At 54.6% G+C, this 22,541-nt stretch carries 20 protein-coding genes; 16 read left to right on the top strand and 4 right to left on the bottom strand.

Annotated elements, in window-relative coordinates:
* Window positions 1-30: 30 nt before the first annotated feature.
* The gene (locus tag ACOTZF_RS12820; protein WP_129252416.1) at window positions 31-1,374 is read right to left on the bottom strand and encodes an anaerobic C4-dicarboxylate transporter; all 1,344 of its coding nucleotides are present in this window, start codon (window positions 1,372-1,374) and stop codon (window positions 31-33) included.
* 154 nt (window positions 1,375-1,528) lie between these two features.
* Entirely contained in the window at window positions 1,529-2,032 is a 504-nt protein-coding gene (locus tag ACOTZF_RS12825) for a non-heme ferritin-like protein (protein ID WP_020687625.1), read from the bottom strand.
* 799 nt (window positions 2,033-2,831) lie between these two features.
* Here ACOTZF_RS12825 and araF point away from each other — a divergent pair.
* The 5 genes from araF (at window position 2,832) to otsA (ending at window position 8,787) form a co-directional block, all read left to right on the top strand.
* Window positions 2,832-3,821: an arabinose ABC transporter substrate-binding protein AraF gene (gene araF, locus ACOTZF_RS12830; RefSeq protein WP_028027935.1), complete on the top strand. Its 990-nt coding sequence runs from the start codon at window positions 2,832-2,834 to the stop codon at window positions 3,819-3,821.
* Window positions 3,822-3,892: 71 nt separating this feature from the next.
* Entirely contained in the window at window positions 3,893-5,407 is a 1,515-nt protein-coding gene (araG, locus tag ACOTZF_RS12835; protein WP_048970809.1) for an L-arabinose ABC transporter ATP-binding protein AraG, read from the top strand.
* 14 nt (window positions 5,408-5,421) lie between these two features.
* The gene (gene araH, locus ACOTZF_RS12840; RefSeq protein ID WP_013096046.1) at window positions 5,422-6,408 is read left to right on the top strand and encodes an L-arabinose ABC transporter permease AraH; all 987 of its coding nucleotides are present in this window, start codon (window positions 5,422-5,424) and stop codon (window positions 6,406-6,408) included.
* Between the two features lie 176 nt (window positions 6,409-6,584).
* Window positions 6,585-7,388, top strand: coding sequence for a trehalose-phosphatase (otsB, locus tag ACOTZF_RS12845; protein WP_058650813.1), 804 nt, complete (start codon window positions 6,585-6,587; stop codon window positions 7,386-7,388).
* Window positions 7,363-8,787 (top strand): alpha,alpha-trehalose-phosphate synthase, encoded by a 1,425-nt coding sequence (gene otsA, locus ACOTZF_RS12850; protein ID WP_062728734.1) that lies wholly within the window; start codon window positions 7,363-7,365, stop codon window positions 8,785-8,787. Before otsB ends, otsA begins: the two co-directional genes overlap by 26 nt.
* Before the next feature lie 15 nt (window positions 8,788-8,802).
* Here otsA and uspC read toward each other — a convergent pair whose 3' ends face one another.
* Window positions 8,803-9,231: a universal stress protein UspC gene (gene uspC, locus ACOTZF_RS12855; protein ID WP_040019960.1), complete on the bottom strand. Its 429-nt coding sequence runs from the start codon at window positions 9,229-9,231 to the stop codon at window positions 8,803-8,805.
* Window positions 9,232-10,025: 794 nt separating this feature from the next.
* Here uspC and flhD point away from each other — a divergent pair.
* From flhD to cheW, 6 genes are all read left to right on the top strand, one after another.
* Entirely contained in the window at window positions 10,026-10,376 is a 351-nt protein-coding gene (flhD, locus tag ACOTZF_RS12860; RefSeq protein WP_013096050.1) for a flagellar transcriptional regulator FlhD, read from the top strand.
* A 2-nt stretch (window positions 10,377-10,378) separates the two neighbouring features.
* On the top strand, window positions 10,379-10,957 hold the full coding sequence (flhC, locus tag ACOTZF_RS12865; protein ID WP_013096051.1) for a flagellar transcriptional regulator FlhC: 579 nt from the start codon (window positions 10,379-10,381) through the stop codon (window positions 10,955-10,957).
* A gap of 123 nt (window positions 10,958-11,080) precedes the next feature.
* A complete protein-coding gene (gene motA, locus ACOTZF_RS12870) occupies window positions 11,081-11,968 on the top strand; it encodes a flagellar motor stator protein MotA (RefSeq protein WP_008500417.1) in 888 nt (295 codons plus the stop codon).
* Complete coding sequence (motB, locus tag ACOTZF_RS12875; protein ID WP_013096052.1) at window positions 11,965-12,894, top strand: flagellar motor protein MotB; 930 nt, start codon at window positions 11,965-11,967, stop codon at window positions 12,892-12,894. The genes motA and motB overlap by 4 nt, the downstream gene beginning before the upstream one ends.
* A gap of 4 nt (window positions 12,895-12,898) precedes the next feature.
* On the top strand, window positions 12,899-14,935 hold the full coding sequence (cheA, locus tag ACOTZF_RS12880; RefSeq protein WP_129252418.1) for a chemotaxis protein CheA: 2,037 nt from the start codon (window positions 12,899-12,901) through the stop codon (window positions 14,933-14,935).
* A gap of 19 nt (window positions 14,936-14,954) precedes the next feature.
* Entirely contained in the window at window positions 14,955-15,458 is a 504-nt protein-coding gene (gene cheW / locus ACOTZF_RS12885; RefSeq protein WP_013096054.1) for a chemotaxis protein CheW, read from the top strand.
* Between the two features lie 104 nt (window positions 15,459-15,562).
* Here the strand turns inward: cheW and ACOTZF_RS12890 are convergent, their stop codons facing one another.
* The gene (locus ACOTZF_RS12890) at window positions 15,563-16,822 is read right to left on the bottom strand and encodes a dicarboxylate/amino acid:cation symporter (protein ID WP_023620134.1); all 1,260 of its coding nucleotides are present in this window, start codon (window positions 16,820-16,822) and stop codon (window positions 15,563-15,565) included.
* A gap of 428 nt (window positions 16,823-17,250) precedes the next feature.
* Between ACOTZF_RS12890 and ACOTZF_RS12895 the strand changes: the two genes are divergently transcribed.
* Genes ACOTZF_RS12895 through ACOTZF_RS12915 form a run of 5 tightly spaced genes read left to right on the top strand, consistent with a single transcriptional unit; the run spans window position 17,251 to window position 22,481 of the window.
* Complete coding sequence (locus tag ACOTZF_RS12895; RefSeq protein ID WP_013096056.1) at window positions 17,251-17,823, top strand: spore coat protein U domain-containing protein; 573 nt, start codon at window positions 17,251-17,253, stop codon at window positions 17,821-17,823.
* Window positions 17,824-17,835: 12 nt separating this feature from the next.
* Window positions 17,836-18,384, top strand: a complete 549-nt coding sequence (locus tag ACOTZF_RS12900; RefSeq protein ID WP_028027938.1) for a Csu type fimbrial protein — start codon at window positions 17,836-17,838, stop codon at window positions 18,382-18,384.
* 16 nt (window positions 18,385-18,400) lie between these two features.
* On the top strand, window positions 18,401-19,162 hold the full coding sequence (locus tag ACOTZF_RS12905) for a fimbrial biogenesis chaperone (protein WP_038419938.1): 762 nt from the start codon (window positions 18,401-18,403) through the stop codon (window positions 19,160-19,162).
* Complete coding sequence (locus tag ACOTZF_RS12910) at window positions 19,138-21,522, top strand: fimbria/pilus outer membrane usher protein (RefSeq protein WP_129317749.1); 2,385 nt, start codon at window positions 19,138-19,140, stop codon at window positions 21,520-21,522. Before ACOTZF_RS12905 ends, ACOTZF_RS12910 begins: the two co-directional genes overlap by 25 nt.
* Complete coding sequence (locus ACOTZF_RS12915; protein WP_129252425.1) at window positions 21,519-22,481, top strand: Csu type fimbrial protein; 963 nt, start codon at window positions 21,519-21,521, stop codon at window positions 22,479-22,481. Before ACOTZF_RS12910 ends, ACOTZF_RS12915 begins: the two co-directional genes overlap by 4 nt.
* Window positions 22,482-22,541: the final 60 nt, after the last annotated feature.

Here is a 22,541-nt window from a genome sequence, read left to right on the forward strand (position 1 = left end):
AGGGCGACAGTGCCTGTCGCCCGAAAGCGTTTAAAAGAAGGTCTGTACCAACAGATAACTCGCCGCGCACGCACAGCTCACGCCAATTATCCCCGGCAGGATAAAGCTGTGGTTGATAATAAATTTGCCGATACGGGTTGTCCCTGAACGGTCAAACCCGATGCAGGCCAAATCGCTTGGGTAGGTGGGCAGAACAAAATAGCCATACGACGCCGGGAAGAAAGCGATCAGCATTTTCGGATCGATACCCAGCATTAACCCCATCGGCGCCACGGCCGTCAACGCTGCCGCCTGGCTGTTCACCAGTTTAGAGACCAGGAAAAGCACGATGGCGTAGGTCCACGGATGGCTTTTCACGACCCCTTCCAGCGCCAGTTTTAGCTCGTCGAGATGTGCCTGGAAAAAGGTATCACTCATCCACGCGACGCCGAACACCGAGAAAATCGCCACCATTCCGGCTTTAAAGACCGCGCCGTTAGAAATGGTCGCTGCATTGACCTTGCAGGTGACCAGCATCACCGCACCCGCAATGAGCATCATCATCTGAATGACAAGGTTCATCGACAGCGCCGTCATTCTGCCTTTCACCTCAAAGGCCGGACGCAGTTCAGGCAATGCCCCGAGCAGCACCACCACCGCGATCCCGGCGAAGAAAATCCACGTTGACCAGTAGGCCTGTTTCGGAAAACGTTGGTTCATCAACGTCTCGGTTCCGCCGTAGATAAACTCGCGCTGTTTTGGATCTTTCAGCTTTTCCTGGAATTCCATGTCATCGGCTAAATCTTTCCCGCGGCGTAAACTCCACAGGGCGGCAATGGTCACACCGAACAGCGAGGCGGGAACCGACACGGCGAGAATTTCAAGGATCCCCCACGCGTGTCCAATGCCGTGCTGGGCGGCCAGAATGGAAATCAGCGACACCACGGCAACGGAGACCGGGGAGGCGGTGATCGCCATTTGCGATGCCACCGACGCCACGGCCATCGGACGTTCCGGGCGGATCCCTTTTTTCAGGGCGATATCGGCAATAATCGGGAACATGGTGTACACCACATGGCCGGTACCGCAGAGAAAGGTCAGCATCCAGGTGGTAAAGGGGGCGAGGAGGGTGATGTGCTGAGGATGCTTGCGCAGCAGGCGCTCGGCAAATTGCATCATCACATTCAGCCCGCCTGCCGTCTGCAGGGTGGCCGCACACCCGATCACAGCGAGGATGGTCAGCATCACATCAACCGGCGGTTTACCGGGCTGCAGACCAAAGATAAACGTCAAAATAAACAGACCGATACCGCTTATCAGCCCCAGTCCCATCCCGCCAAAACGCGTGCCTGTCAGCAGGCACAGGAGGATGACAATAAACTCAATGGTGATCATGATGCTCCCTCGTCATTAATTATGTAATTAAATAAATCATTACATGTTGTAGGGATAATCATTGAGAGCGAGATCTGATTTGTTAAATCTTTTAAAAAGCAGGAGGTTGGCTGTGAAAAAGAGGCCCACTCCCGAACGGGAGCAGGCGAAAAGCTTAGTGGTGCTGTACTGTTACCAGATCGAGCAGGTGACGGTCGGTCTGTTCCGGGCATAACCCGGACTGTTGCGCGTTGCGGAGCTCATCCGCCAGTGCTTTAAGCAAAATGCCGTCCTGCTGCTGCTCTTTGTCCATATCGCGCAGGAACTGCAGTGTTGCGCTGTCATGCTGAGCCCTGGCTTCATCCGCCAGTTTATTCAGCGTGGCGCAGCGTTGCTCATACTCTTCAAGTGTTTTCCTGAATAACTCCTCCAGCGAGGAGTAGTGCCCATTAATGGCATCCGGGGCTTTGACAATAGGATTTGCCCCTGCGCCTTTCAAAAAGTTAAAGACGCGCATCATATGGGTGACGTTACTTTGTGCCTGGGTACGAAAAAAAGTGGCGGTACCGTTGAGACGGTTCTCAGAACACCACTCGCTCAAATGGAGGTGCAGATTCGACGCATAGAACTCCAGGTTCATCTGCGCATTGAGTTTTTGCATCATCGTTTGGGTAGTCATACCAATATCCTTATAGACTGTTAGTGTGATGTCCGTAACAAAACCTGAACGGGCAGGTTAAGACGAGTAAGTGGCAGAAAAGCATTTCTGCAGTGACAAAAGTCGACCGAATAATCACTTCCTGTGTTCGATATAAATAAGCATACCCCTGCTCGGTGTTTAAGAAAACTCTTAATTGGTGCGTTTTACCATACATTACAAAATTTAATATAGTACAAAAATAACAACATGTTGTTATAAAATAAGATTTATCCAATGCCTTGAAATTACTGGTTTTTAGCTATTTTAATATCGATATTCACCCAATGGGAATAGTGAGCCGGAATAATGCTCTGAGAAATAGTTAATTCAGGATTAACTATTTCAAATATATGATGCGCCGACTAAATTGCGCTAAATCAATTTTCGCAGAATAACGCCATAAAATATATTTTGCGGCAACGCCAGTGCTACATAGTTCCTGATGATGGTAACGCCGTACCGCGATCGCGCCCGGAGCGCGGGGGTTTGGGTATCAGGGATTTCTTAGCTGATCTTATGGATAATTCTGCTTATCTCGGTTTCATTTGTCCGACAAATACTGCCGTTTTTATGTCATTTTTCGCTGAATTTATGTACGCAATTACTGTAATTCTGCGGTGTGATGGCGCTCTCTTATGGATGATTAATTTCCCGCTAAAACTATCACCAGCACTAACGCTTATGACGAGGTAAGCGCTAATGCCTTGTTTTAAGTCCGATTAAATAAGAAGTACGCAAATATTCCCTACAGAAAAGAACGCTAATGCTGGAGTTTACCATGCACAAATTTACTAAAGCGCTGGCGGCCATCGGTCTGGCTGCCGTTATGTCACAATCCGCTATCGCTGAGAATTTAAAACTCGGTTTTTTGGTAAAACAGCCGGAAGAACCCTGGTTCCAGACCGAATGGAAATTCGCCGATAAGGCCGGGAAAGATTTAGGTTTTGAAGTCATTAAAATCGCCGTGCCTGACGGTGAAAAAACGCTGAACGCTATCGACAGCCTGGCGGCCAGTGGGGCGAAAGGGTTCGTTATCTGTACGCCGGATCCCAAACTGGGCTCTGCGATTGCAGCCAAAGCGCGCGGTTACGACATGAAGGTTATTGCGGTTGACGATCAGTTCGTCAACGCCAAGGGCAAACCGATGGACAGCGTGCCGCTGGTGATGATGGCGGCCACCAAAATTGGCGAACGTCAGGGCCAGGAACTCTATAAAGAGATGCAGAAACGCGGCTGGGATGTGAAAGATACCGCCGTGATGGCTATCACCGCCGACGAGCTGGACACCGCCCGCCGTCGTACCACCGGGTCAATGGATGCGCTGAAAGCGGCCGGCTTCCCGGAAAAACAGATCTATAAAGTGCCGACAAAATCCAACGACATTCCGGGGGCCTTCGACGCCGCCAACTCCATGCTGGTTCAACATCCAGAGGTGAAGCACTGGCTGGTGGTCGGCATGAACGATAACACCGTCCTGGGCGGCGTACGCGCAACGGAAGGTCAGGGCTTCAAAGCGCCTGATGTGATCGGTATCGGCATCAACGGCGTTGACGCGGTGAGTGAGCTCTCTAAAGCGCAGGCGACGGGCTTCTACGGCTCACTGCTGCCAAGCCCGGACGTACACGGCTATAAATCCAGCGAAATGCTCTACAACTGGGTCACCAAAGGGGTGGAACCGCCGAAGTTTACTGAAGTGACCGACGTGGTGCTGATCACCCGCGACAACTTCAAAGAGGAGCTGGCGAAAAAAGGACTGGGCGGTAAGTAATACGCGGTGATTGTGCCCCTCGCGAACCGCGAGGGGCCAGACGTACACACTACAGGAATCACGGAGACGTTATGCGACAGTCTGATCCGTATCTCTCTTTTCGCGGTATCGGGAAAACCTTTCCCGGTGTTAACGCGCTGACCGATATCAGCTTCGACTGCTATGCCGGTCAGGTTCACGCCCTGATGGGCGAAAATGGCGCCGGAAAATCCACGCTGTTGAAAATCCTCAGCGGCAACTACACGCCAACCACCGGCACGCTGGCCATTCGCGGCGAAGAGGTGGCGTTTGCTGATACCACCGCTGCGCTCAACGCCGGGGTGGCCATCATCTATCAGGAACTGCATTTGATCCCTGAGATGACGGTGGCGGAAAACATCTATTTAGGCCAGCTCCCGCACAAAAGCGGCGTGGTAAACCGTTCGCTACTTAATTACGAAGCGGGGCTGCAGCTGAAACATCTGGGTCTGGATGTCGATCCCCAGACACCACTGAAGTATCTCTCCATCGGCCAGTGGCAGATGGTAGAAATTGCCAAGGCGCTGGCGCGTAACGCCAAGATCATTGCCTTCGACGAACCGACAAGCTCGCTTTCCGCGCGTGAAATCGAAAACCTGTTCCGGGTGATCCGCGAGCTGCGTAAAGAAGGCCGCATTATTTTGTATGTTTCGCACCGTATGGAAGAGATTTTTGCCTTAAGCGATGCCATCACCGTCTTTAAAGATGGCCGCTACGTGCGCACCTTTACCGATATGGAGCAGGTCAATCATGACCAGCTCGTTCAGGCGATGGTTGGACGCGAGCTGGGAGATATCTATCACTGGCAGCCACGCGAATACGGCCCTGAGCGCCTGAAGCTGGAAAACGTTAAAGCGCCGGGTGTGCGAACGCCGATCTCGCTCTCGGTGCGCAGCGGGGAGATCGTCGGGCTGTTTGGTCTGGTGGGCGCAGGGCGTAGCGAGTTAATGAAAGGCCTGTTTGGCGGTACGTGCATCACCGAAGGGCAGGTATCCATTGACGGGCAGCGGGTCGATATCCAGAAGCCCGCACATGCCATCCAGGCCGGGATGATGCTCTGCCCGGAAGACCGCAAAGCGGAGGGCATTATTCCGGTGCACTCGGTACGTGACAACATCAATATTTCCGCGCGGCGGAAGTTTATTCGCGCCGGTTGCCTGATCAACGACGGCTGGGAGGAGAGCAACGCCGACCACCATATCCGTTCGCTGAACATCAAAACCCCGGGCCCGGAACAGCTGATCATGAATCTCTCCGGCGGTAACCAGCAGAAGGCGATTTTAGGCCGCTGGCTGTCGGAGGATATGAAGGTCATTTTGCTGGATGAGCCAACGCGCGGCATCGATGTGGGGGCGAAACACGAAATTTATAACGTGATTTATGAGCTGGCAAAACGCGGTGTGGCGGTGTTGTTCGCCTCCAGCGATCTGCCTGAGGTACTCGGCGTGGCCGACCGCATTGTTGTGATGCGTGAGGGCGAAATCGCCGGTGAATTGCTTCATGAACAGGCGAATGAACAACAGGCGTTGAGTCTCGCCATGCCGAAAGTTAGCCAGGCTGTCGCCTGAGTAAGGAGTTAATGATGTCCTCTGTTACTACATCCGGAGCGCCGAAATCGAAATCGGCCTTCAGTTTTGGCCGCATCTGGGATCAGTACGGCATGCTGGTGGTCTTTGCCGCACTCTTTGTCGCCTGCGCGATTTTTGTGCCCAACTTTGCCACCTTCATTAATATGAAAGGGCTGGGGCTGGCCATTTCCATGTCCGGTATGGTGGCCTGCGGGATGCTGTTCTGTCTGGCCTCGGGCGATTTCGACCTGTCAGTGGCCTCCGTCATTGCCTGTGCTGGCGTCACCACGGCGGTGGTAATCAACATGACCGAAAGCCTGTGGATTGGCGTGCTGGCGGGTCTGCTGCTGGGCGTTATCAGCGGTCTGGTTAACGGGTTTGTGATTGCCCGCCTGAAGATTAACGCCCTGATCACCACCCTTGCGACCATGCAGATTGTGCGCGGTCTGGCCTATATCATCTCCGACGGTAAAGCGGTGGGGATTGAAGACGAACGCTTCTTCACCCTGGGCTATGCGAACTGGCTGGGGTTGCCTGCGCCAATCTGGCTGACGGTGGCCTGTCTGATCCTGTTCGGCTTCCTGCTTAACCGCACCACGTTTGGCCGAAATACCCTGGCGATCGGCGGTAATGAGGAAGCGGCGCGGCTGGCGGGCGTACCGGTGGTGCGCACTAAGATCATTATCTTTGTGCTCTCCGGTCTGGTCTCGGCGGCAGCGGGGATTATTCTGGCATCGCGCATGACCAGCGGCCAGCCTATGACCTCCATTGGGTACGAGCTGATCGTCATTTCAGCCTGCGTGTTGGGCGGGGTTTCGCTGAAAGGTGGCATCGGAAAAATCTCATATGTGGTGGCCGGTATCCTCATTTTGGGGACAGTAGAGAACGCCATGAACCTGCTGAATATTTCGCCGTTCTCCCAGTATGTGGTTCGTGGCCTGATCCTGCTCGCAGCCGTGATTTTCGACCGTTACAAGCAAAAAGCGAAGCGTACCGTGTAACGTTCTTCCTGCCTTTTAATTGCTCAACTAATAACCTTAGTTGACGCCTGAACCGCCCCGCCAGTTCCGCTGGCGGGGCGGTTGTCAAATGGCGAGCGACGTCACACTGTCTATACTTACATGGCTATGAAAGAGGTAAAGGCGTTTACCTCTCGTAAACCGTAAGGAGGACCAGGGTGGCTGACTTGTTAACCGCACCGCCTGTACTGCCCGGACACTATGCTTTCTTTTTCGATCTCGACGGCACGCTCGCCGGGATAAAACCGCACCCCGACCAGGTGGTTATCCCGGAGGCGGTATTACAGGATTTGCATCAGCTCTCGCAAATGAATGAGGGAGCACTGGCATTGATATCAGGGCGCTCAATGGCCGAGCTGGATTTGCTCGCCAGTCCTTACCACTTTCCGCTGGCCGGTGTACACGGAGCGGAGCGCCGCGACATCCATGATCACAAGCACATCGTTTCACTCCCCGATGCATTAATCGAAAAGCTGCAGGCGCAGCTCGCTGCTGCACTGGCTGAACTGCCGGGCACGGAGCTGGAAGCCAAAGGGATGGCCTTTGCCTTGCACTATCGCCAGGCACCGCAGCATGAAGAGGCCGTGCTTGCGCTCGCCGCCAGGGTCGCGCAGGCGCATCCTGAGCTGGCGCTGCAGCCGGGTAAATGCGTCGTGGAGCTTAAACCGAAAGGGATCAATAAAGGGGCAGCGATCGCCGCGTTTATGGCAACGCCGCCTTTCCAGGGCCGGACGCCCGTTTTTCTTGGGGATGACCTGACCGATGAGGCCGGGTTTCGTGTAGTGAATCAGGCCGGAGGGATCTCCGTGAAGGTTGGGCCTGGTGACACTGAAGCCGAATGGCGTCTGGCAAATGTGGCCAGCGTCTGGCAGTGGATATCTGACATCGCTAACCAGCAACAACAACAAATAGCGCAAAACAAAGGGGGAAACCATTATGGGTCGCTTAGTCGTCGTCTCTAACCGTATCGCACCGCCTGACGATAAAAAAGCCAGTGCAGGTGGGCTGGCGGTGGGGGTATTAGGTGCCTTAAAAGCTGCTGGCGGGCTGTGGTTTGGCTGGAGTGGTGACATCAGTGAGGAAGAAAAACCACTTAAAAAGGTGACGCGCGGCAACATCACCTGGGCGTCATTCGCCCTGAAAGAGAAAGATTATGACGAGTACTACTCCCAGTTCTCGAATGCCGTGCTGTGGCCCGCGTTCCACTACCGTCTGGACCTGGTCAAATTCCAGCGAGAATCGTTTGAAGGCTACAGCCGCGTCAATGCGCTGCTGGCGGATAAACTGCTGCCTTTAATCGAGGAAGACGATATTTTATGGATCCACGATTATCATCTGCTTCCCTTCGCCCGCGAGCTGCGAAAACGCGGAGTCAACAACCGCATCGGCTTCTTCCTCCATATTCCGTTCCCGACACCGGAAATTTTTACCGCGCTGCCGCCGCATGAAGAGCTGCTGGAAGCGCTGTGTGATTACGATTTGCTGGGCTTCCAGACTGAGAATGACCGCATTGCGTTCCTGGATTCGGTATCGGGCAAAACACGCCTGATGACGAAAGGGGGCAAAACGCATACGGCCTGGGGTAAAACGTTCTATACCGAAGTCTATCCGATTGGGATAGAGCCGGATGAGATTGCTGAGCAAGCGTCTGGTCCGTTGCCGCCGAAGCTGGCGCAGCTTAAAAACGAGCTGAAACACGTGAAGAATATCTTCTCGGTGGAGCGTCTCGACTACTCCAAAGGGCTACCGGAGCGCTTCCTGGCGTATGAAACGCTGCTGGATAAATATCCGCAGCACCACGGTAAAATCCGCTATACGCAGATTGCACCTACGTCGCGTGGGGAAGTGCAGGCCTATCAGGATATTCGTCATCAACTGGAGACGGAAGCAGGGCGCATCAACGGCCGCTACGGTCAGCTGGGCTGGACGCCGCTGTTTTATCTGAACCAACACTTTGACCGTAAGATCCTGATGAAGGTGTTCCGCTATGCTGACGTCGGCCTCGTAACACCGCTGCGCGACGGGATGAACCTGGTGGCAAAGGAGTATGTGGCGGCACAAGATCCAGCCGATCCGGGGGTGCTGGTGCTTTCTCAGTTTGCGGGAGCCGCGAACGAACTCACTTCAGCGCTCATCGTGAACCCTTACGACCGGGATGATGTGGCGAACGCGCTCAACCGTGCTCTGACGATGCCCCTGACGGAACGTATTTCCCGTCATGCGGAAATGATGGATACGATCCGCGAGAACGATATTAATCACTGGCAGGCACGTTTTATTCGCGATTTGCGTAATATTGAGCCGCAAAGCCATGAAGGCGTTCTGCAAAAAAAGATCGCGACTTTCCCTAAACTGGCGTGATATTCCTCTGGGGGTTTAACGACCCCCAAGAGGCACCAACAGCACATCAACCAGGCTTGAGGCGACTATCGATTTCGCCGCGCAGGCCGCCCGTGAAATAAAGCTTTGGTTATGATTACCGCATATCACTAAATCAATTTTCTCTTTGCGACATACGTCGAGAATATGCGCATTCAGTTCACCTGTCGCAATGACGGTCTGATAAATGGGATATTGCGCTTTCTCCACCAGCTCCTGCAGAAATTGCTGCGTTTCTTCCTGTAATACCCCACGAATATCTTCCAGCATGGGGGCTGCCAGTTGATTGTACATCTCGGGTTCGGCCGCAAGGGTAATTAAGCTGATGCGCGCATTATGCGGGCGGGCGATGGACACCGCCCGGGCAACGAGTTGGTGACTTTCCGGTGAAACTGCAACAGAAACAAGAAGATGGGAGTAACTCATCACGCACTCCTTAGCTGTCTGAAAAACCGCGTCTGTGTCAGCATTACCGCGAAATCAGCACTTCTGCAAGAGGTGAATACGACATTAGTGTGAAGCTTCTCATAATTATTCATTAATTATTCTTATAAGAAGAATAACGCCAAACCGCGTGCAAATGAAAAAAATTAACAACTTAACGTAAATCACACATTTTGATGCGCGTGATGTTAAATCGTTTTAAAGCGTTATAGACGCAATGTGAATGATCACGCTTTGAAACAAATTTTTTACCCCTCAAGCATAACTGTATGTTTTTCATAGGTAATGAAAATGTGGCCCTGAGATGTATAGCGTGTGAATTGTTGCGGTAGTCGCTATTGCTCAAAAAAGCAATCGCCATGCGCCTTCTGTTCGCACTTCTGCATGAGTATTCGTCCATAAAGAATATAAAATGGTCTTGATTGGTTAAAAAATGAACAAATTACAAGTCTCACTGATGGATTTATGGATGATATTCACTTAAATTATGTGACATGGATCACATTTTTTTTAAATTTGAGGATGGCTGCATTGTATGTGTCAAAACTGACGAGTAGAGTTTGCGTCGAATTAGGAAAAATCTTAGTTATTTGTAAGAAATGATAAAACATGTAAGAAGCGCATCCGCGCTTCGTTGGTGCACGTTTTGCAGAATACAAACCTAAATTCAACTATGCATTTAGCCTTTTTTTTAAATACCGGGTGTTTTCCCGGCGACATCACGGGGTGCGGTCTTTCCGCATAAAAATAATAGTTGGTTATTCGGGATGGGAAAAATGCATACATCCGAGTTGCTAAAACATATCTATGACATCAACCTGTCATATTTACTGCTCGCGCAGCGATTGATTAGTCAGGACAAAGCGTCCGCGATGTTTCGTTTAGGTATTAACGAAGAGATGGCAACCATGCTGGGCGGGTTAACCCTGCCGCAAATGGTTAAACTGGCTGAAACGAATCAACTGGTTTGCCAGTTCCGCTTCGATAATCCTCAGACTATCACGCGGCTGACACAGGAATCTCGTGTGGACGATCTGCAACAGATCCATACCGGTATTCTTCTCTCCACCCGCTTGCTCAACGAAATCAGCCAGCCTGATGACGCAGCCCGTAAAAAAAGAGCGTAGAAATGAGCGAGAAAAGCATTGTTCAGGAAGCGCGTGACATACAGTTGGCCATGGAGCTGATTACACTGGGTGCTCGTTTACAAATGCTGGAAAGCGAAACTCAGTTGAGCCGTGGTCGTCTCATCAAACTGTACAAAGAGTTACGTGGTAGTCCCCCACCGAAAGGAATGTTGCCGTTTTCAACGGACTGGTTTATGACCTGGGAGCAGAACATTCACGCCTCCATGTTCTGTAATGCCTGGCAGTACCTTCTCAAAACCGGTTTGTGTAGCGGCGTCGATGCCGTAATCAAAGCGTATAAACTTTACCTTGAACAATGCCCACAGCAGGAAGAGGGTCCCCTGCTGGCGCTGACCCGCGCATGGACGCTGGTGCGTTTTGTTGAGAGCGGAATGCTTGAATTGTCGCGCTGCAACTGCTGCGATGGCAATTTCATTACCCATGCTCATCAGCCTGCAGGCAGCTTCGCCTGTAGTTTATGTCAGCCGCCATCCCGTGCAGTAAAAAGACGTAAACTTTCCCGGGATGCTGCCGATATTATTCCACAACTGCTGGATGAACAGATCGAACAAGCTGTTTAACCCGAACGTGTGGGAAAGATTCCAGCAGCGGTAAGCCATTACCGCTGCTTTTTTTTATCCTGGATTCGGTAAACGCTGCGAGCTGAACGTCCTTGCCATAGTCACTAGCGGAAGGATGATGTCGTGCTTATCTTATTAGGTTACCTGGTAGTTCTCGGTACAGTTTTCGGCGGTTACATGATGACCGGCGGGCACCTTGGAGCACTCTATCAACCGGCTGAACTTATTATCATCGGCGGCGCAGGGGTAGGGGCTTTTATCGTTGGCAACAACGGGAAATCGATCAAGGGGACGCTGAAAGCTATTCCATTGCTGTTCCGTCGCTCGAAATACACCAAAAGCATGTATATGGATCTGCTGGCTCTGCTCTATCGCCTGATGGCGAAGTCGCGCCAGCAGGGGATGTTCTCGCTGGAACGGGATATCGAAAACCCGAAAGAGAGCGAGATTTTTGCCAGCTACCCGCGCATCCTTGCCGATGCCATGATGCTGGATTTCATTGTCGATTACCTGCGCCTGATCATCAGCGGCAATATGAATACCTTCGAAATTGAAGCGCTGATGGACGAAGAGATCGAAACCCACGAGAGCGAATCCGAAGTGCCGGCCAACAGCCTGGCGCTGGTGGGGGACTCATTGCCGGCCTTCGGTATCGTGGCGGCGGTCATGGGGGTTGTTCACGCGCTGGCCTCGGCGGATCGCCCGGCGGCAGAGCTGGGGGCGCTGATTGCCCACGCCATGGTGGGGACCTTCCTCGGTATTTTGCTGGCGTATGGTTTTATCTCTCCACTGGCCAGCGTTCTGCGTCAGAAGAGCGCGGAAACCACCAAAATGATGCAATGCGTGAAGATTACGCTGCTCTCTAACCTCAACGGTTATGCGCCACCGATCGCGGTTGAGTTTGGCCGTAAAACGCTTTACTCCAGCGAGCGTCCGTCGTTTATCGAGCTTGAAGAACACGTGCGTGCGGTGAAAAACCCAAACCAACAGACGACAACTGAGGACGCATGAAAAACCAGTCCCATCCGATCGTCATCGTAAAAAAGCGCAAGCATAAGGGGCATGGGCACGGTGCGCATGGCTCCTGGAAAATTGCCTACGCCGATTTTATGACCGCAATGATGGCCTTCTTTCTGGTGATGTGGTTGATCTCGATCTCCAGCCCGAAAGAGCTGATTCAGATTGCGGAATACTTCCGTACGCCGCTGGCGACTGCGGTCTCCGGTGGGCCGCGTATCTCTAACAGTGACAGCCCGATCCCCGGTGGCGGCGATGATTACACCCAGAAGCAGGGTGAGGTGAAAAAAGAGCCGAACATCGACGAACTGAAGAGAAAGATGGAGCAGGCGCGTCTGAAAAAACTGCGCGGCGATCTCGATCAGCTGATTGAAGCGGACCCGAAACTGCGCGCGCTGCGACCGCATCTGAAGATCGATCTGGTGCAGGAAGGGCTGCGTATCCAGATTATTGATAGCCAGAACCGCCCGATGTTCAAAACCGGTAGCGCCGAGGTTGAACCCTATATGCGCGATATTTTGCGCGCCATTGCCCCGGTGCTGAATGGTATTCCAAACCGCATTAGCCTGTCAGGCCACACGGATGACTTCCCGTACGCCACGGGCGAGAAGGGATACAGCAACTGGGAGCTTTCTGCCGATCGTGCCAACGCCTCGCGTCGCGAGCTGGTGGCGGGTGGGCTTGATGATGGCAAGGTACTGCGCGTGGTCGGCATGGCAGCAACCATGCGTGTCTCCGACCGCGGGCCGGATGACGCCATCAACCGTCGTATCAGTCTTTTAGTGCTGAACCAGCAGGCGGAGCAGGCCATCCTGCATGAAAACGCCGAAAGTCAGAATGAGTCACTGGACGATTTAAAACAGCCTGGGGCCGTTCCTTCGGCTGCCGTTCCAACATCGCCACCAGCCAATCCGAGGTGATAGCGTGAGCATGGATATTAGCGATTTTTACCAGACATTCTTTGATGAAGCCGACGAATTGTTGGCGGATATGGAGCAACATTTGCTGGATTTGGTGCCAGAAGCGCCAGACTCCGAGCAGCTCAATGCCATCTTCCGCGCTGCGCACTCCATTAAAGGCGGAGCCGGAACATTTGGATTTACCATCCTGCAGGAAACCACCCATTTAATGGAAAACCTGCTTGATGAAGCACGACGCGGTGAGATGCAGCTCAATACCGACATTATCAACCTGTTTTTGGAAACCAAAGATATTATGCAGGAACAGCTCGACGCCTATAAAAGTTCGGCAGAGCCTGATGCCGCCAGCTTTGAATACATCTGCAATGCGCTGCGCCAGCTTGCGCTGGAAGCAAAAGGTGAGGTCGCCGCAGCCGTTGTTCCTGCAGCCAAACTGAGCGTTGTTGATGCGCCAGCGGCTGAAGATGCAGCACCTGCCGCCGCTAAAGCGGGGAAACTGCGCGTTGTGCTGTCGCGCCTGAAAGAGAACGAAGTCAACCTGCTGGAAGAGGAGCTGGGTAACCTGGCGACATTAAGCAACGTGGTAAAAGGCAAAGACAGCCTTGCTGCGACGCTCGATGACGGTATCAGCCAGGACGACATCGTGGCAGTGCTGTGTTTTGTTATCGAAGCCGATCAAATCGCCTTTGAAACGGAAGCGGTTGCCGTTGACGCGCCTGCTGCAGTGGGGGAGGTTGCCGCTGTGGCTCAGGCTGCTGCGCCCGCGGTCGCCCCTGCTGCCCCGGCGTTGAAAGCCGTTCCTAAAGAGGCTGCTGCCCCGGGCCGTGGTGAAAAACCGGCGGCGCGCTCCAGCGAATCGACCAGTATTCGCGTTGCCGTAGAGAAGGTTGACCAGCTGATCAACCTGGTCGGCGAGCTGGTGATCACCCAGTCAATGCTGGCCCAGCGTTCTAACGAACTGGACCCGGTCACGCACGGCGATCTGATTACCAGCATGGGGCAGTTACAGCGTAACGCCCGCGATCTGCAGGAATCGGTGATGTCCATCCGTATGATGCCGATGGAATACGTCTTCAGCCGCTTCCCGCGTCTGGTGCGCGACCTGGCCGGTAAACTCAATAAGCAGATTGAACTGACGCTGATGGGCAGCTCCACCGAGCTGGATAAGAGCCTGATTGAACGCATTATCGATCCGTTAACGCACCTGGTGCGTAACAGCCTGGACCACGGTATCGAACTGCCGGAAAACCGTATCGCCGCCGGAAAATCCCCGGTCGGTAACCTGATCCTGTCTGCGGAGCACCAGGGCGGGAACATCTGTATTGAAGTAACCGATGACGGCGCGGGCCTTAACCGCGAGCGTATCCTGGCGAAGGCGATTTCGCAGGGGATGGCGGTCAGCGAAAACATGACCGATGAAGAAGTGGGCATGCTGATCTTCGCCCCGGGTTTCTCAACCGCCGAGCAGGTAACGGATGTCTCCGGACGCGGCGTGGGAATGGACGTGGTGAAGCGTAACATTCAGGAAATGGGCGGCCACGTCGAAATCCAGTCTAAGCAAGGTTCTGGTACCACCATTCGTATTTTACTGCCGCTGACGCTGGCGATCCTCGACGGTATGTCGGTGAAAGTGGCGGACGAAGTCTTCATTCTGCCGCTGAACGCGGTAATGGAATCACTGCAGCCACGTGAAGAAGATCTGCACCCACTGGCAGGTGGCGAGCGTGTGCTCGAAGTGCGCGGGGAATACCTGCCGCTGGTGGAACTGTGGAAAGTCTTCGAAGTCGACGGGGCGAAAACAGAGGCCACGCAGGGTATCGTCGTGATCCTGCAAAGTGCGGGTCGCCGCTACGCGCTGCTGGTTGACCAGTTGATTGGTCAGCACCAGGTGGTGGTGAAGAACCTCGAAAGCAACTACCGCAAAGTGCCGGGTATTTCTGCCGCCACCATTCTGGGTGATGGTAGCGTGGCGCTGATCGTCGACGTGTCGGCGCTTCAGGGATTAAATCGTGAACAACGTGTGGCGTACACAGCCGCCTGATTAAGTAAAGGGTAAGAACATGACCGGTATGAGTAATGTAACGAAACTGGCGGGCGAGCCATCAGGACAGGAGTTCCTGGTATTCACTTTAGGCGATGAGGAGTACGGCATCGATATCCTGAAAGTGCAGGAAATTCGTGGTTACGATCAGGTTACCCGCATCGCGAACACGCCAGCGTTTATTAAAGGCGTCACCAACCTGCGCGGCGTGATTGTGCCTATCGTTGACCTGCGCGTGAAGTTCAGCCAGGGCGATGTGGAGTATAACGATAATACCGTGGTGATTGTCCTCAATCTGGGGCAACGCGTGGTCGGTATCGTGGTGGATGGTGTGTCTGACGTGCTCTCACTGACGTCTGACCAAATCCGTCCGGCGCCGGAGTTTGCGGTCACGCTGTCTACCGAGTACCTGACGGGGCTGGGTGCGCTGGGTGAGCGTATGTTGATTCTGGTGAACATTGAGAAGCTGTTGAACAGCGAAGAGATGGCGTTGCTGGATATCGCGGCGAACCATGTAGCGTAGGTAAATGCAAAACGGCAATCCAGGTTGCCGTTTTTTGTGTTTGCTCCCTCTCCCGGTGGGAGAGGGGTGGGGTGAGGGCATCAGGCCACACCCCTTTTGTACTCTTACACTTCCTGCTCTACCAGCTCCGCTTCAGCTTCCCGCGCCCCTTCATTCTGCGACAGCATCGCGGTTGCAATCCCGTTACCCAGCACGTTAATGGCGGAACGCCCCATATCCAGGAAGTGGTCGATCCCCATCAGCAGCAGAATACCCGCCACCGGAATATTAAAGCTTGGGATGGTCGCCGCCAGTACCACCAGCGAAGAGCGTGGTACCCCCGCAATGCCTTTTGATGCCAGCATCAGCGTCAGCATCAGAACGGTAACCTCAGAGAAACTCAAATGAATATTGTACGCCTGAGCGATAAACATTGAGGCAAAAGAGCAGTAGACCATCGAACCGACCAGGTTAAAGGAATACCCAATTGGCAGGACGAAAGAGGCGATGCTGCGCGAACAGCCAAATCGCTCCAGTTGCTCAAGGGTTTTCGGATACGCTGCCTCGGAGCTGCTGGTGGTAAAGGCGACCAGCACCGGATCTTTCAGCATGCTGAGCAGGCGGAACACCTCTTTTTTCAGCACCATGTAACCCACTGCCAGCAACACCATGCAGGTGAGCAGGATCGCCACATAGTAGCCGCCAATAAAGGAGGCATAGTTCAGCAGAATGCCGAGACCCTGGGTGGCAATCACCGACGAGATCGCGGCGAAAATCGCCAGCGGGGCAACATACATGACGTAGCCCGTGACCTTCAGCATTATATGGGATACCACATCCAGCGCCGCGACCAGCGGGGCGTTGAATTTCTGGCCCAGCGACGCGCCGCCGATGCCAAAGAACATGGAGAACACCACAATTTGCAGAATTTCATTGTTCGCCATCGCCCCGGCAATGCTGGTCGGAATGGTGTGGGAGAGGAACGCTTTCAGGGTCATGCCGCCGACGGCCAGCCCGGTATCCACTGCTTCAGTGGGGATCGTCAGGTTCAGACCGCTGCCTGGATGCTCCAGAGTGACAATAAACAGCCCCACCAGAATAGAAAGCACCGATGAGCTGATAAACCATACCATCGCTTTACCACCTACGCGGCCAATAGTCGAGGTTTCGCCCATTTTCATAATGCCCACCGTCAACGTGCTGAAGACCAACGGTGCAATCACCATTTTGATCAGTCGCAGGAAAATATCGGTGAGAAGCGTAATGTTATCCGACCAGGTTTTGATGGCATCCGCAGATGCGTATTCATGAATGGCCGCCCCTGAAAGAATACCCGCCAGCATGAATATCACGATGAAGAGCGTAAGTTTGTTTGCACTTGCCACGAAAAAGACCCCTATGCGCTGTAGATGTCGCCCGCGCCGATATATATGGATTTTTTATTACTGCGCGGGAAATTATTCGGCACATAAATTGAAGTAAAGCGGGGGGAGATACAACTCCTTTTTAAATTTTATTAATTTTGTTGCTAATGCCGCGACGATATATTGTGATGCTTATCACACTTTAATGGGATATATCCTCAGGCAACAGTCGGTAAATTCCGTTTATAAATCAATAACCCAATGTTTCTAAAATCATTTCTCTGTCAATCGGACAAGGGGGGGACTGACATGGCCGCCAGTGGTCGAAGCGATAACCATAAACTAAATTCTCAATAACCCCCTCGGAGGAACATTAAGCGGGGCTAACATCTTGAACGTTAAAACTAAATTGTTGTACGTGAACGGAGACGTCTTCTGGAGGGTGGTAAATGAAAAGAAAACGCCTTTTGACCTGCGCTGGCATTCTGTTAACCGCGACAACCGCCCATCAGGCGCTGGCGGTCACCAGTAGTGGCACTATCGGCGCGACGCTGACATTGACAAACGGGTGTCTGATTAATGGATCGCCCACCCAAAACGGCATTAACTTCGGGACACTGGATTTCGGGACCCATCCTGCAACCTTTTCCACCCTGACGACGCAGTTGACCGGTGCCAGCGGCGGAAACACCTTCACGATTCAATGTACAACCGCCAGCTACACGGTGGCGATAACCGGGAATACTAACTCCACTGCGCCGGGCACCGTCGTTGGCACGACGGGGACACCCGCCCGCTATCTGATCAACACCACCAACACGGCGCAGGGTGTGGCATACAGCCTGTATAGCGACAGCGGATTTAATAACGTTGTGGCGAATAACGCGGCATTGCCGATCGCGTCCACGGCCGGTGGGGTGGACAGTTACACCCTCTACGGGCGTATTACCGGCGGCGGAAACAGCGTTACGGTGGTACCGGGGACCTACACCGACACCATAAATGTCAGCGTAACCTATTAGCCCACTTAGCCCATGAAGACCGCTTTTTCAGGTCTGCGCCACTGCGCAGAGGGGATCGTGCATCTTTTTTTTACGCTGATCCTCGGGCTGGCGCTGGTGCCGGCCGCTATGGCCGTCACGTCGCAGTCATTTAAGGTCAGCGCGACCATTGTGCCGGGATGCGCGGTGAGCACCGGCAGTGGGGGGCTGTTGGGCACGCTGAACTTCGGTACCCATACCGGCGTGGAGAGTGCTCCGGTGAGCACCAGCTTCGTACCAAACGGGGCACTCTCGATCGCCTGTACGCCAGGCGTGGCGCTGAGTATGAGTATTAACGGCGGGCAGAATTACGCCTCCGTGCGGCGAATGACGCGTAACGGCGGGAACGACGTGGTGGGATACCGGCTTTACAGCAGCAGTTCACTTGCGGCGAACAGCGAAATAGGGGTCAACCAGGCGATTCCGGTGACCTATACCAACAGCAATAACATCGCGCTGCCGCTGTTTGGCGTGGCGCTATTGACCGGGTTCAGCCCGGCAGGAACCTATTCTGATCAACTTACCGTGACCTTGTCATGGTGATAAAGGGAGAGCGTCGATGACGGCATATTTCAGGCGCATATGTCTGGGAAGTTTGCTGGGGGTGATGGCCGTGGCGGCAGGCCAGGTGCAGGCCGCCGCGACCATTCTGTTATGGCCTATCGATCCGTGGCTGGCGGCTGATGCCAAAGCCACGGAACTGTGGATCCAGAATCAAGGAAACAGCCCAACCACCATGCAGGTACGCATTGTGCGCTGGAAGCAGGAGGGCGGGTTCGAACGTTACAGTGCCCAGCAGGATGTGGTGGCCAGCCCGCCAATTGTCACCATCGCAGCGGGCAGCAAGCAGCTTATTCGTCTTATCAAACAGGGGACGGTTCCGGTGGGGGTCGAGCAGGCCTACCGCATTATTGTCGATGAAATTCCTCAGCCGGACAACAAAGCCGAACCGGCTATTGGTCTCAAACTGCAGATGCGTTATTCCATTCCCCTTTTTGTCTATGGGCAGGGGATCCCGACAAGCAAAGAGGGGGCGCACCATGCGTTTGTGGATACGCACAACCTCAGCTGGCGGGTAAAAAATGAGGGCGGACAGCCTCACCTGGAGGTTAACAACCGGGGCGATGTACACGTCAGGCTCAGTCAGGTTTCGCTGGTGCAGGGCGGGCAGAAACGTCCTGTTGCTGAGGGATTGCTGGGCTACGTGCTGGCGGGCAGTACCCGCAGCTGGGCCATCCCGGCCGGAATTCGGCAGCCAGACCAGATGCGCGCGCAGATTAACGCCAGGGATGAACAATGGCAGTCGACGCCCGTCAACTGAAACCGGCGATGATGATCCTGCTTTGCGTCACGACCAGCGCCTGGGCAGAACCCGGCGATGACAGTTTACCGCCGCCTCCCGAGGCCCGGGCGGTGAGCGATGAGGCGGTTTTTCAGCTTGGCCTCATAGTGAACCACTACGATACCGGTCTGGTGGTGCCCGTGACGCAGCGTAAAGGCGCTTACTTTATCTCGAGCGCCGATTTGCTGCGTGCCGGGCTGCCGCCGGAGCATGTGCCGACCGGCGAGGTGGATCTCTCATCGCTTGCTCAGGTTCGCGTGGAGTACGACAGCGCCGGACAGCGTCTGCTGCTCAGCGTGCCCCGCGAATGGGTGGCCTCCCGGGTGACCTCTTTTGGCGGGCAAACCGCGCAAAGCAAACCTCACTTTGGGCGCGGGGCGCTGCTGAATTACGATCTTTATACTAACCACACGGAACACGTGGGTGGCCAGGCTTCTCTGTGGCATGAGTTCCGCTACTTCAATGAACGCGGCTCGCTCTCTTCTACCGGTTATGTGCGGAAAAATTTCGCTGGCGATGACGGCCAGCAGGCCGGATATGTGCGCTATGACACCACCCTGCTGGTCACCAATGAAGAGGACGCCACCACCTGGACAGCCGGGGATGTGATCAGCGATGCCCTGAGCTGGAGCTCCAGCGTGCGTATGGGTGGGATAAGCTACGGGCGTGACTTCTCCCTGCGCCCGGATCTGGTGACCTGGCCGCTGCCGGAATTCTCCGGGGAAGCAGCGGTTCCCACCTCGGTCGATCTCTTTATTAATGGCTATCGGTCTGGTTCTACGCAGCTTCAGCCGGGCCCCTTTACCCTGACGAATCTGCCCTATATTAACGGGGCCGGGGACGCGGTGCTGATCACCACCGATGCGCTGGGACGGCAGGTGAGCACTACGCTGCCGTTCTATGTCACCAGCGAACTGCTTAAACGCGGCTTGAGCGATGGGGCGGTGACGCTGGGAAGCCTGCGGCGCAACTACGGGATCGACAATTTTGATTATGGTCCGGCGGCGGGCAGCGGTTCTTATCGCTACGGGGTAGCGGACTGGCTGACCCTTGAAGCTCACGCGGAAGGGGCGGAGTCGCTGGCGCTGGGCGGGGCCGGGACGGTGGTGAAGCTCGGGCACTTTGGCGTTGTGAATACCGCGTATACCCAAAGCCGGATGCGCGGCGATGAGGGCGGGCAGATCGCCTGGGGCTATCAGTACAGCACCAGCGATTTTAGCCTTGCCACTCAACATACGCGACGCGATCGCGGTTTTGGCAACCTGGCCCTCTATGACCAGCCGACGATCTATGACGAAAACGACCGGCCTGTCGCCAGCTTCAGCCGCAATACCGATCAATATTCCCTGACTTTTAATCTTGGGCAGTACGGCAATATCGGGGCTGCCTGGATCGGTGTGGAGAGTTTTGACAGCCAGAAAACAGAACTGCTAAACCTCTCATGGAGCCGCAACCTGTGGGGCGCGAGCAGTCTTTACCTCGCCGCAAGCCGTGATCAGCAGCGGGGCGACTGGACGGTTGCACTCTCGCTACAGGTCCCGCTTGGGGAACGGGACAGCGCCGCGGTCACCTTCGAAAACACGCCGGAGGCAGGCAACACGCAGCGCATCAACTACAACCACTCCATGCCTTCCGATGGCGGGTTAAGCTGGAACATGGCATGGGCGCATCAGTCGCGGGCGAACAATTATCAGCAGGGAACCTTGGGCTGGCGTAACAATAATATCGAAGTGCAGGGCGGGGCCTACGGTGAAAAGGACATGATGACCTGGTGGAGCGAGGCGCTGGGCTCCATTGTGCTGATGGACGGCGAGCTGTTTGCGGCGAATAAAATCAACGACGCCTTTGTGGTGATCAGCACCGATGGTCAACCGGATGTGCCCGTCAGCTACGAGAATCAGCCGGTCGGCAAAACGAATCGCAACGGCTATCTGCTGGTGAGCGGCGTGTCGGCCTATTACCCGGCCAGTTACCGCATTGACACCCTCAATCTGCCTGCCGATACGCGCCTGAAAGAGACCGAACGCCGGATTGCGATCCGCCGCCACAGTGGTTATCTGGTGGACTTCCCGATGGAGCAGGAGCGGGTGGCAAGCGTCATTCTGCATGATGCCGAGGGACAGGCCATTCCGGTGGGCAGCCAGGTCAGACGTGCCTCACGCAGCAACGCGGTGGTGGGTTATGACGGGATCGCCTGGCTGGAAAATCTTAGCGACGTCAATTCGCTGGAGGTGATCACCCCGACGGGCAAACGGTGCCAGGCGACGCTGACCATTGGCGCGAACCCGGAACACAGGCTGCAAACCTACGGGCCGCTGGTATGTCGGGAGGCACGGTGACGCGTTATCTGCTGGTGATTCTGCTGCTCTTCTCCGGTGCCAGCGGCGCGGCCTGCACCGTCAGTACGGTGAATGCGTCGTTTGGCAGCGTGACCTCGTTCGCGCTGAGCGGAACCGGGGAAGTGGAAACCACCGGCACGCTGGTGGTGGCCTGCGATACGGTCCTCAACCTGCTTACCAACGACTCGGTGGCGCTGACTTACACCTCGGCATCGATATTCGCCAACAGTCGCGCCACCCTGAAGCGCACGGACAATGCGGCTATTACCGATGTCATACCCACGCGCCTGTGCGCTGCCTCCGGCTGTGGCGGTAGCAGCGAAGTGCAGATCGGTAATGCCTATACCTGGAGCGGGAACACGCTGCTCGGGCTGCTGGGGTCGAAGCGCTACAACATTCCGCTCTATTTCCGTACGGTGCCGGGGCAGAACGTCTCGGCCGGGCCGTATCAGGTGCTGCTGACATTCAGCATCAATTACAACGTCTGTGCCGTTGGCGCTGCCGGACTTTGCCTGACGCCGCAAACCGGCACGGCCACCACCACGATCCTTCTCAACATGACCGTCACTAACGACTGCAGCACCATGACCACGCCGGACGTGAATTTCAACAGCGCGCCGCTAGTACAAAGTTTTCCCACCGTCTCGCAGGCCATCGCCGTCACCTGCACCAAAGGCAGTACCTATACCATAGGGATTAACAATGGTGCCAACGCGCTGAACAACGTTCGTCGCATGGTGAGCGGCAGTAACTACATGAGTTACGACATCTATAAAGAAGCCACCACCAACCGCTGGGGCAGCAGCGGCACCGAACGCTGGACCAGTGCGACCTCGTCCCAGGTCAGTACCGACGGATTACTGCGTACCTACAATTACACCGCCAAAGTCCTGACCGGGCAGGTCTCACCCCCCGCCGGAACCTATACCGATACGCTGATTGTTGACGTGGCGTTCTAACCCCCGCGCTTTTCCCTTTCGCAAATGTAAAGTTCCTGTGGCCTGTGCCGATAACACCGT

This window comes from Enterobacter cloacae complex sp. SHL021 (assembly GCF_049237765.1).
GTDB classification, from domain to species: Bacteria; Pseudomonadota; Gammaproteobacteria; order Enterobacterales; family Enterobacteriaceae; genus Enterobacter; species Enterobacter cloacae.

Excerpts from the sequence above, each read along its gene's own strand:
- araG (WP_048970809.1), top strand. The coding sequence starts at position 3,893 with ATGCGACAGTCTGATCCGTATCTCTCTTTTCGCGGTATCGGGAAAACC.
- cheW (WP_013096054.1), top strand. The coding sequence starts at position 14,955 with ATGACCGGTATGAGTAATGTAACGAAACTGGCGGGCGAGCCATCAGGA.
- araF (WP_028027935.1), top strand. The coding sequence starts at position 2,832 with ATGCACAAATTTACTAAAGCGCTGGCGGCCATCGGTCTGGCTGCCGTT.
- uspC (WP_040019960.1), bottom strand. The coding sequence starts at position 9,231 with ATGAGTTACTCCCATCTTCTTGTTTCTGTTGCAGTTTCACCGGAAAGT.
- ACOTZF_RS12820 (WP_129252416.1), bottom strand. The coding sequence starts at position 1,374 with ATGATCACCATTGAGTTTATTGTCATCCTCCTGTGCCTGCTGACAGGC.
- araH (WP_013096046.1), top strand. The coding sequence starts at position 5,422 with ATGTCCTCTGTTACTACATCCGGAGCGCCGAAATCGAAATCGGCCTTC.
- motB (WP_013096052.1), top strand. The coding sequence starts at position 11,965 with ATGAAAAACCAGTCCCATCCGATCGTCATCGTAAAAAAGCGCAAGCAT.
- otsA (WP_062728734.1), top strand. The coding sequence starts at position 7,363 with ATGGGTCGCTTAGTCGTCGTCTCTAACCGTATCGCACCGCCTGACGAT.
- ACOTZF_RS12900 (WP_028027938.1), top strand. The coding sequence starts at position 17,836 with ATGAAGACCGCTTTTTCAGGTCTGCGCCACTGCGCAGAGGGGATCGTG.
- flhC (WP_013096051.1), top strand. The coding sequence starts at position 10,379 with ATGAGCGAGAAAAGCATTGTTCAGGAAGCGCGTGACATACAGTTGGCC.
- ACOTZF_RS12910 (WP_129317749.1), top strand. The coding sequence starts at position 19,138 with ATGGCAGTCGACGCCCGTCAACTGAAACCGGCGATGATGATCCTGCTT.
- ACOTZF_RS12905 (WP_038419938.1), top strand. The coding sequence starts at position 18,401 with ATGACGGCATATTTCAGGCGCATATGTCTGGGAAGTTTGCTGGGGGTG.
- flhD (WP_013096050.1), top strand. The coding sequence starts at position 10,026 with ATGCATACATCCGAGTTGCTAAAACATATCTATGACATCAACCTGTCA.
- ACOTZF_RS12825 (WP_020687625.1), bottom strand. The coding sequence starts at position 2,032 with ATGACTACCCAAACGATGATGCAAAAACTCAATGCGCAGATGAACCTG.
- ACOTZF_RS12895 (WP_013096056.1), top strand. The coding sequence starts at position 17,251 with ATGAAAAGAAAACGCCTTTTGACCTGCGCTGGCATTCTGTTAACCGCG.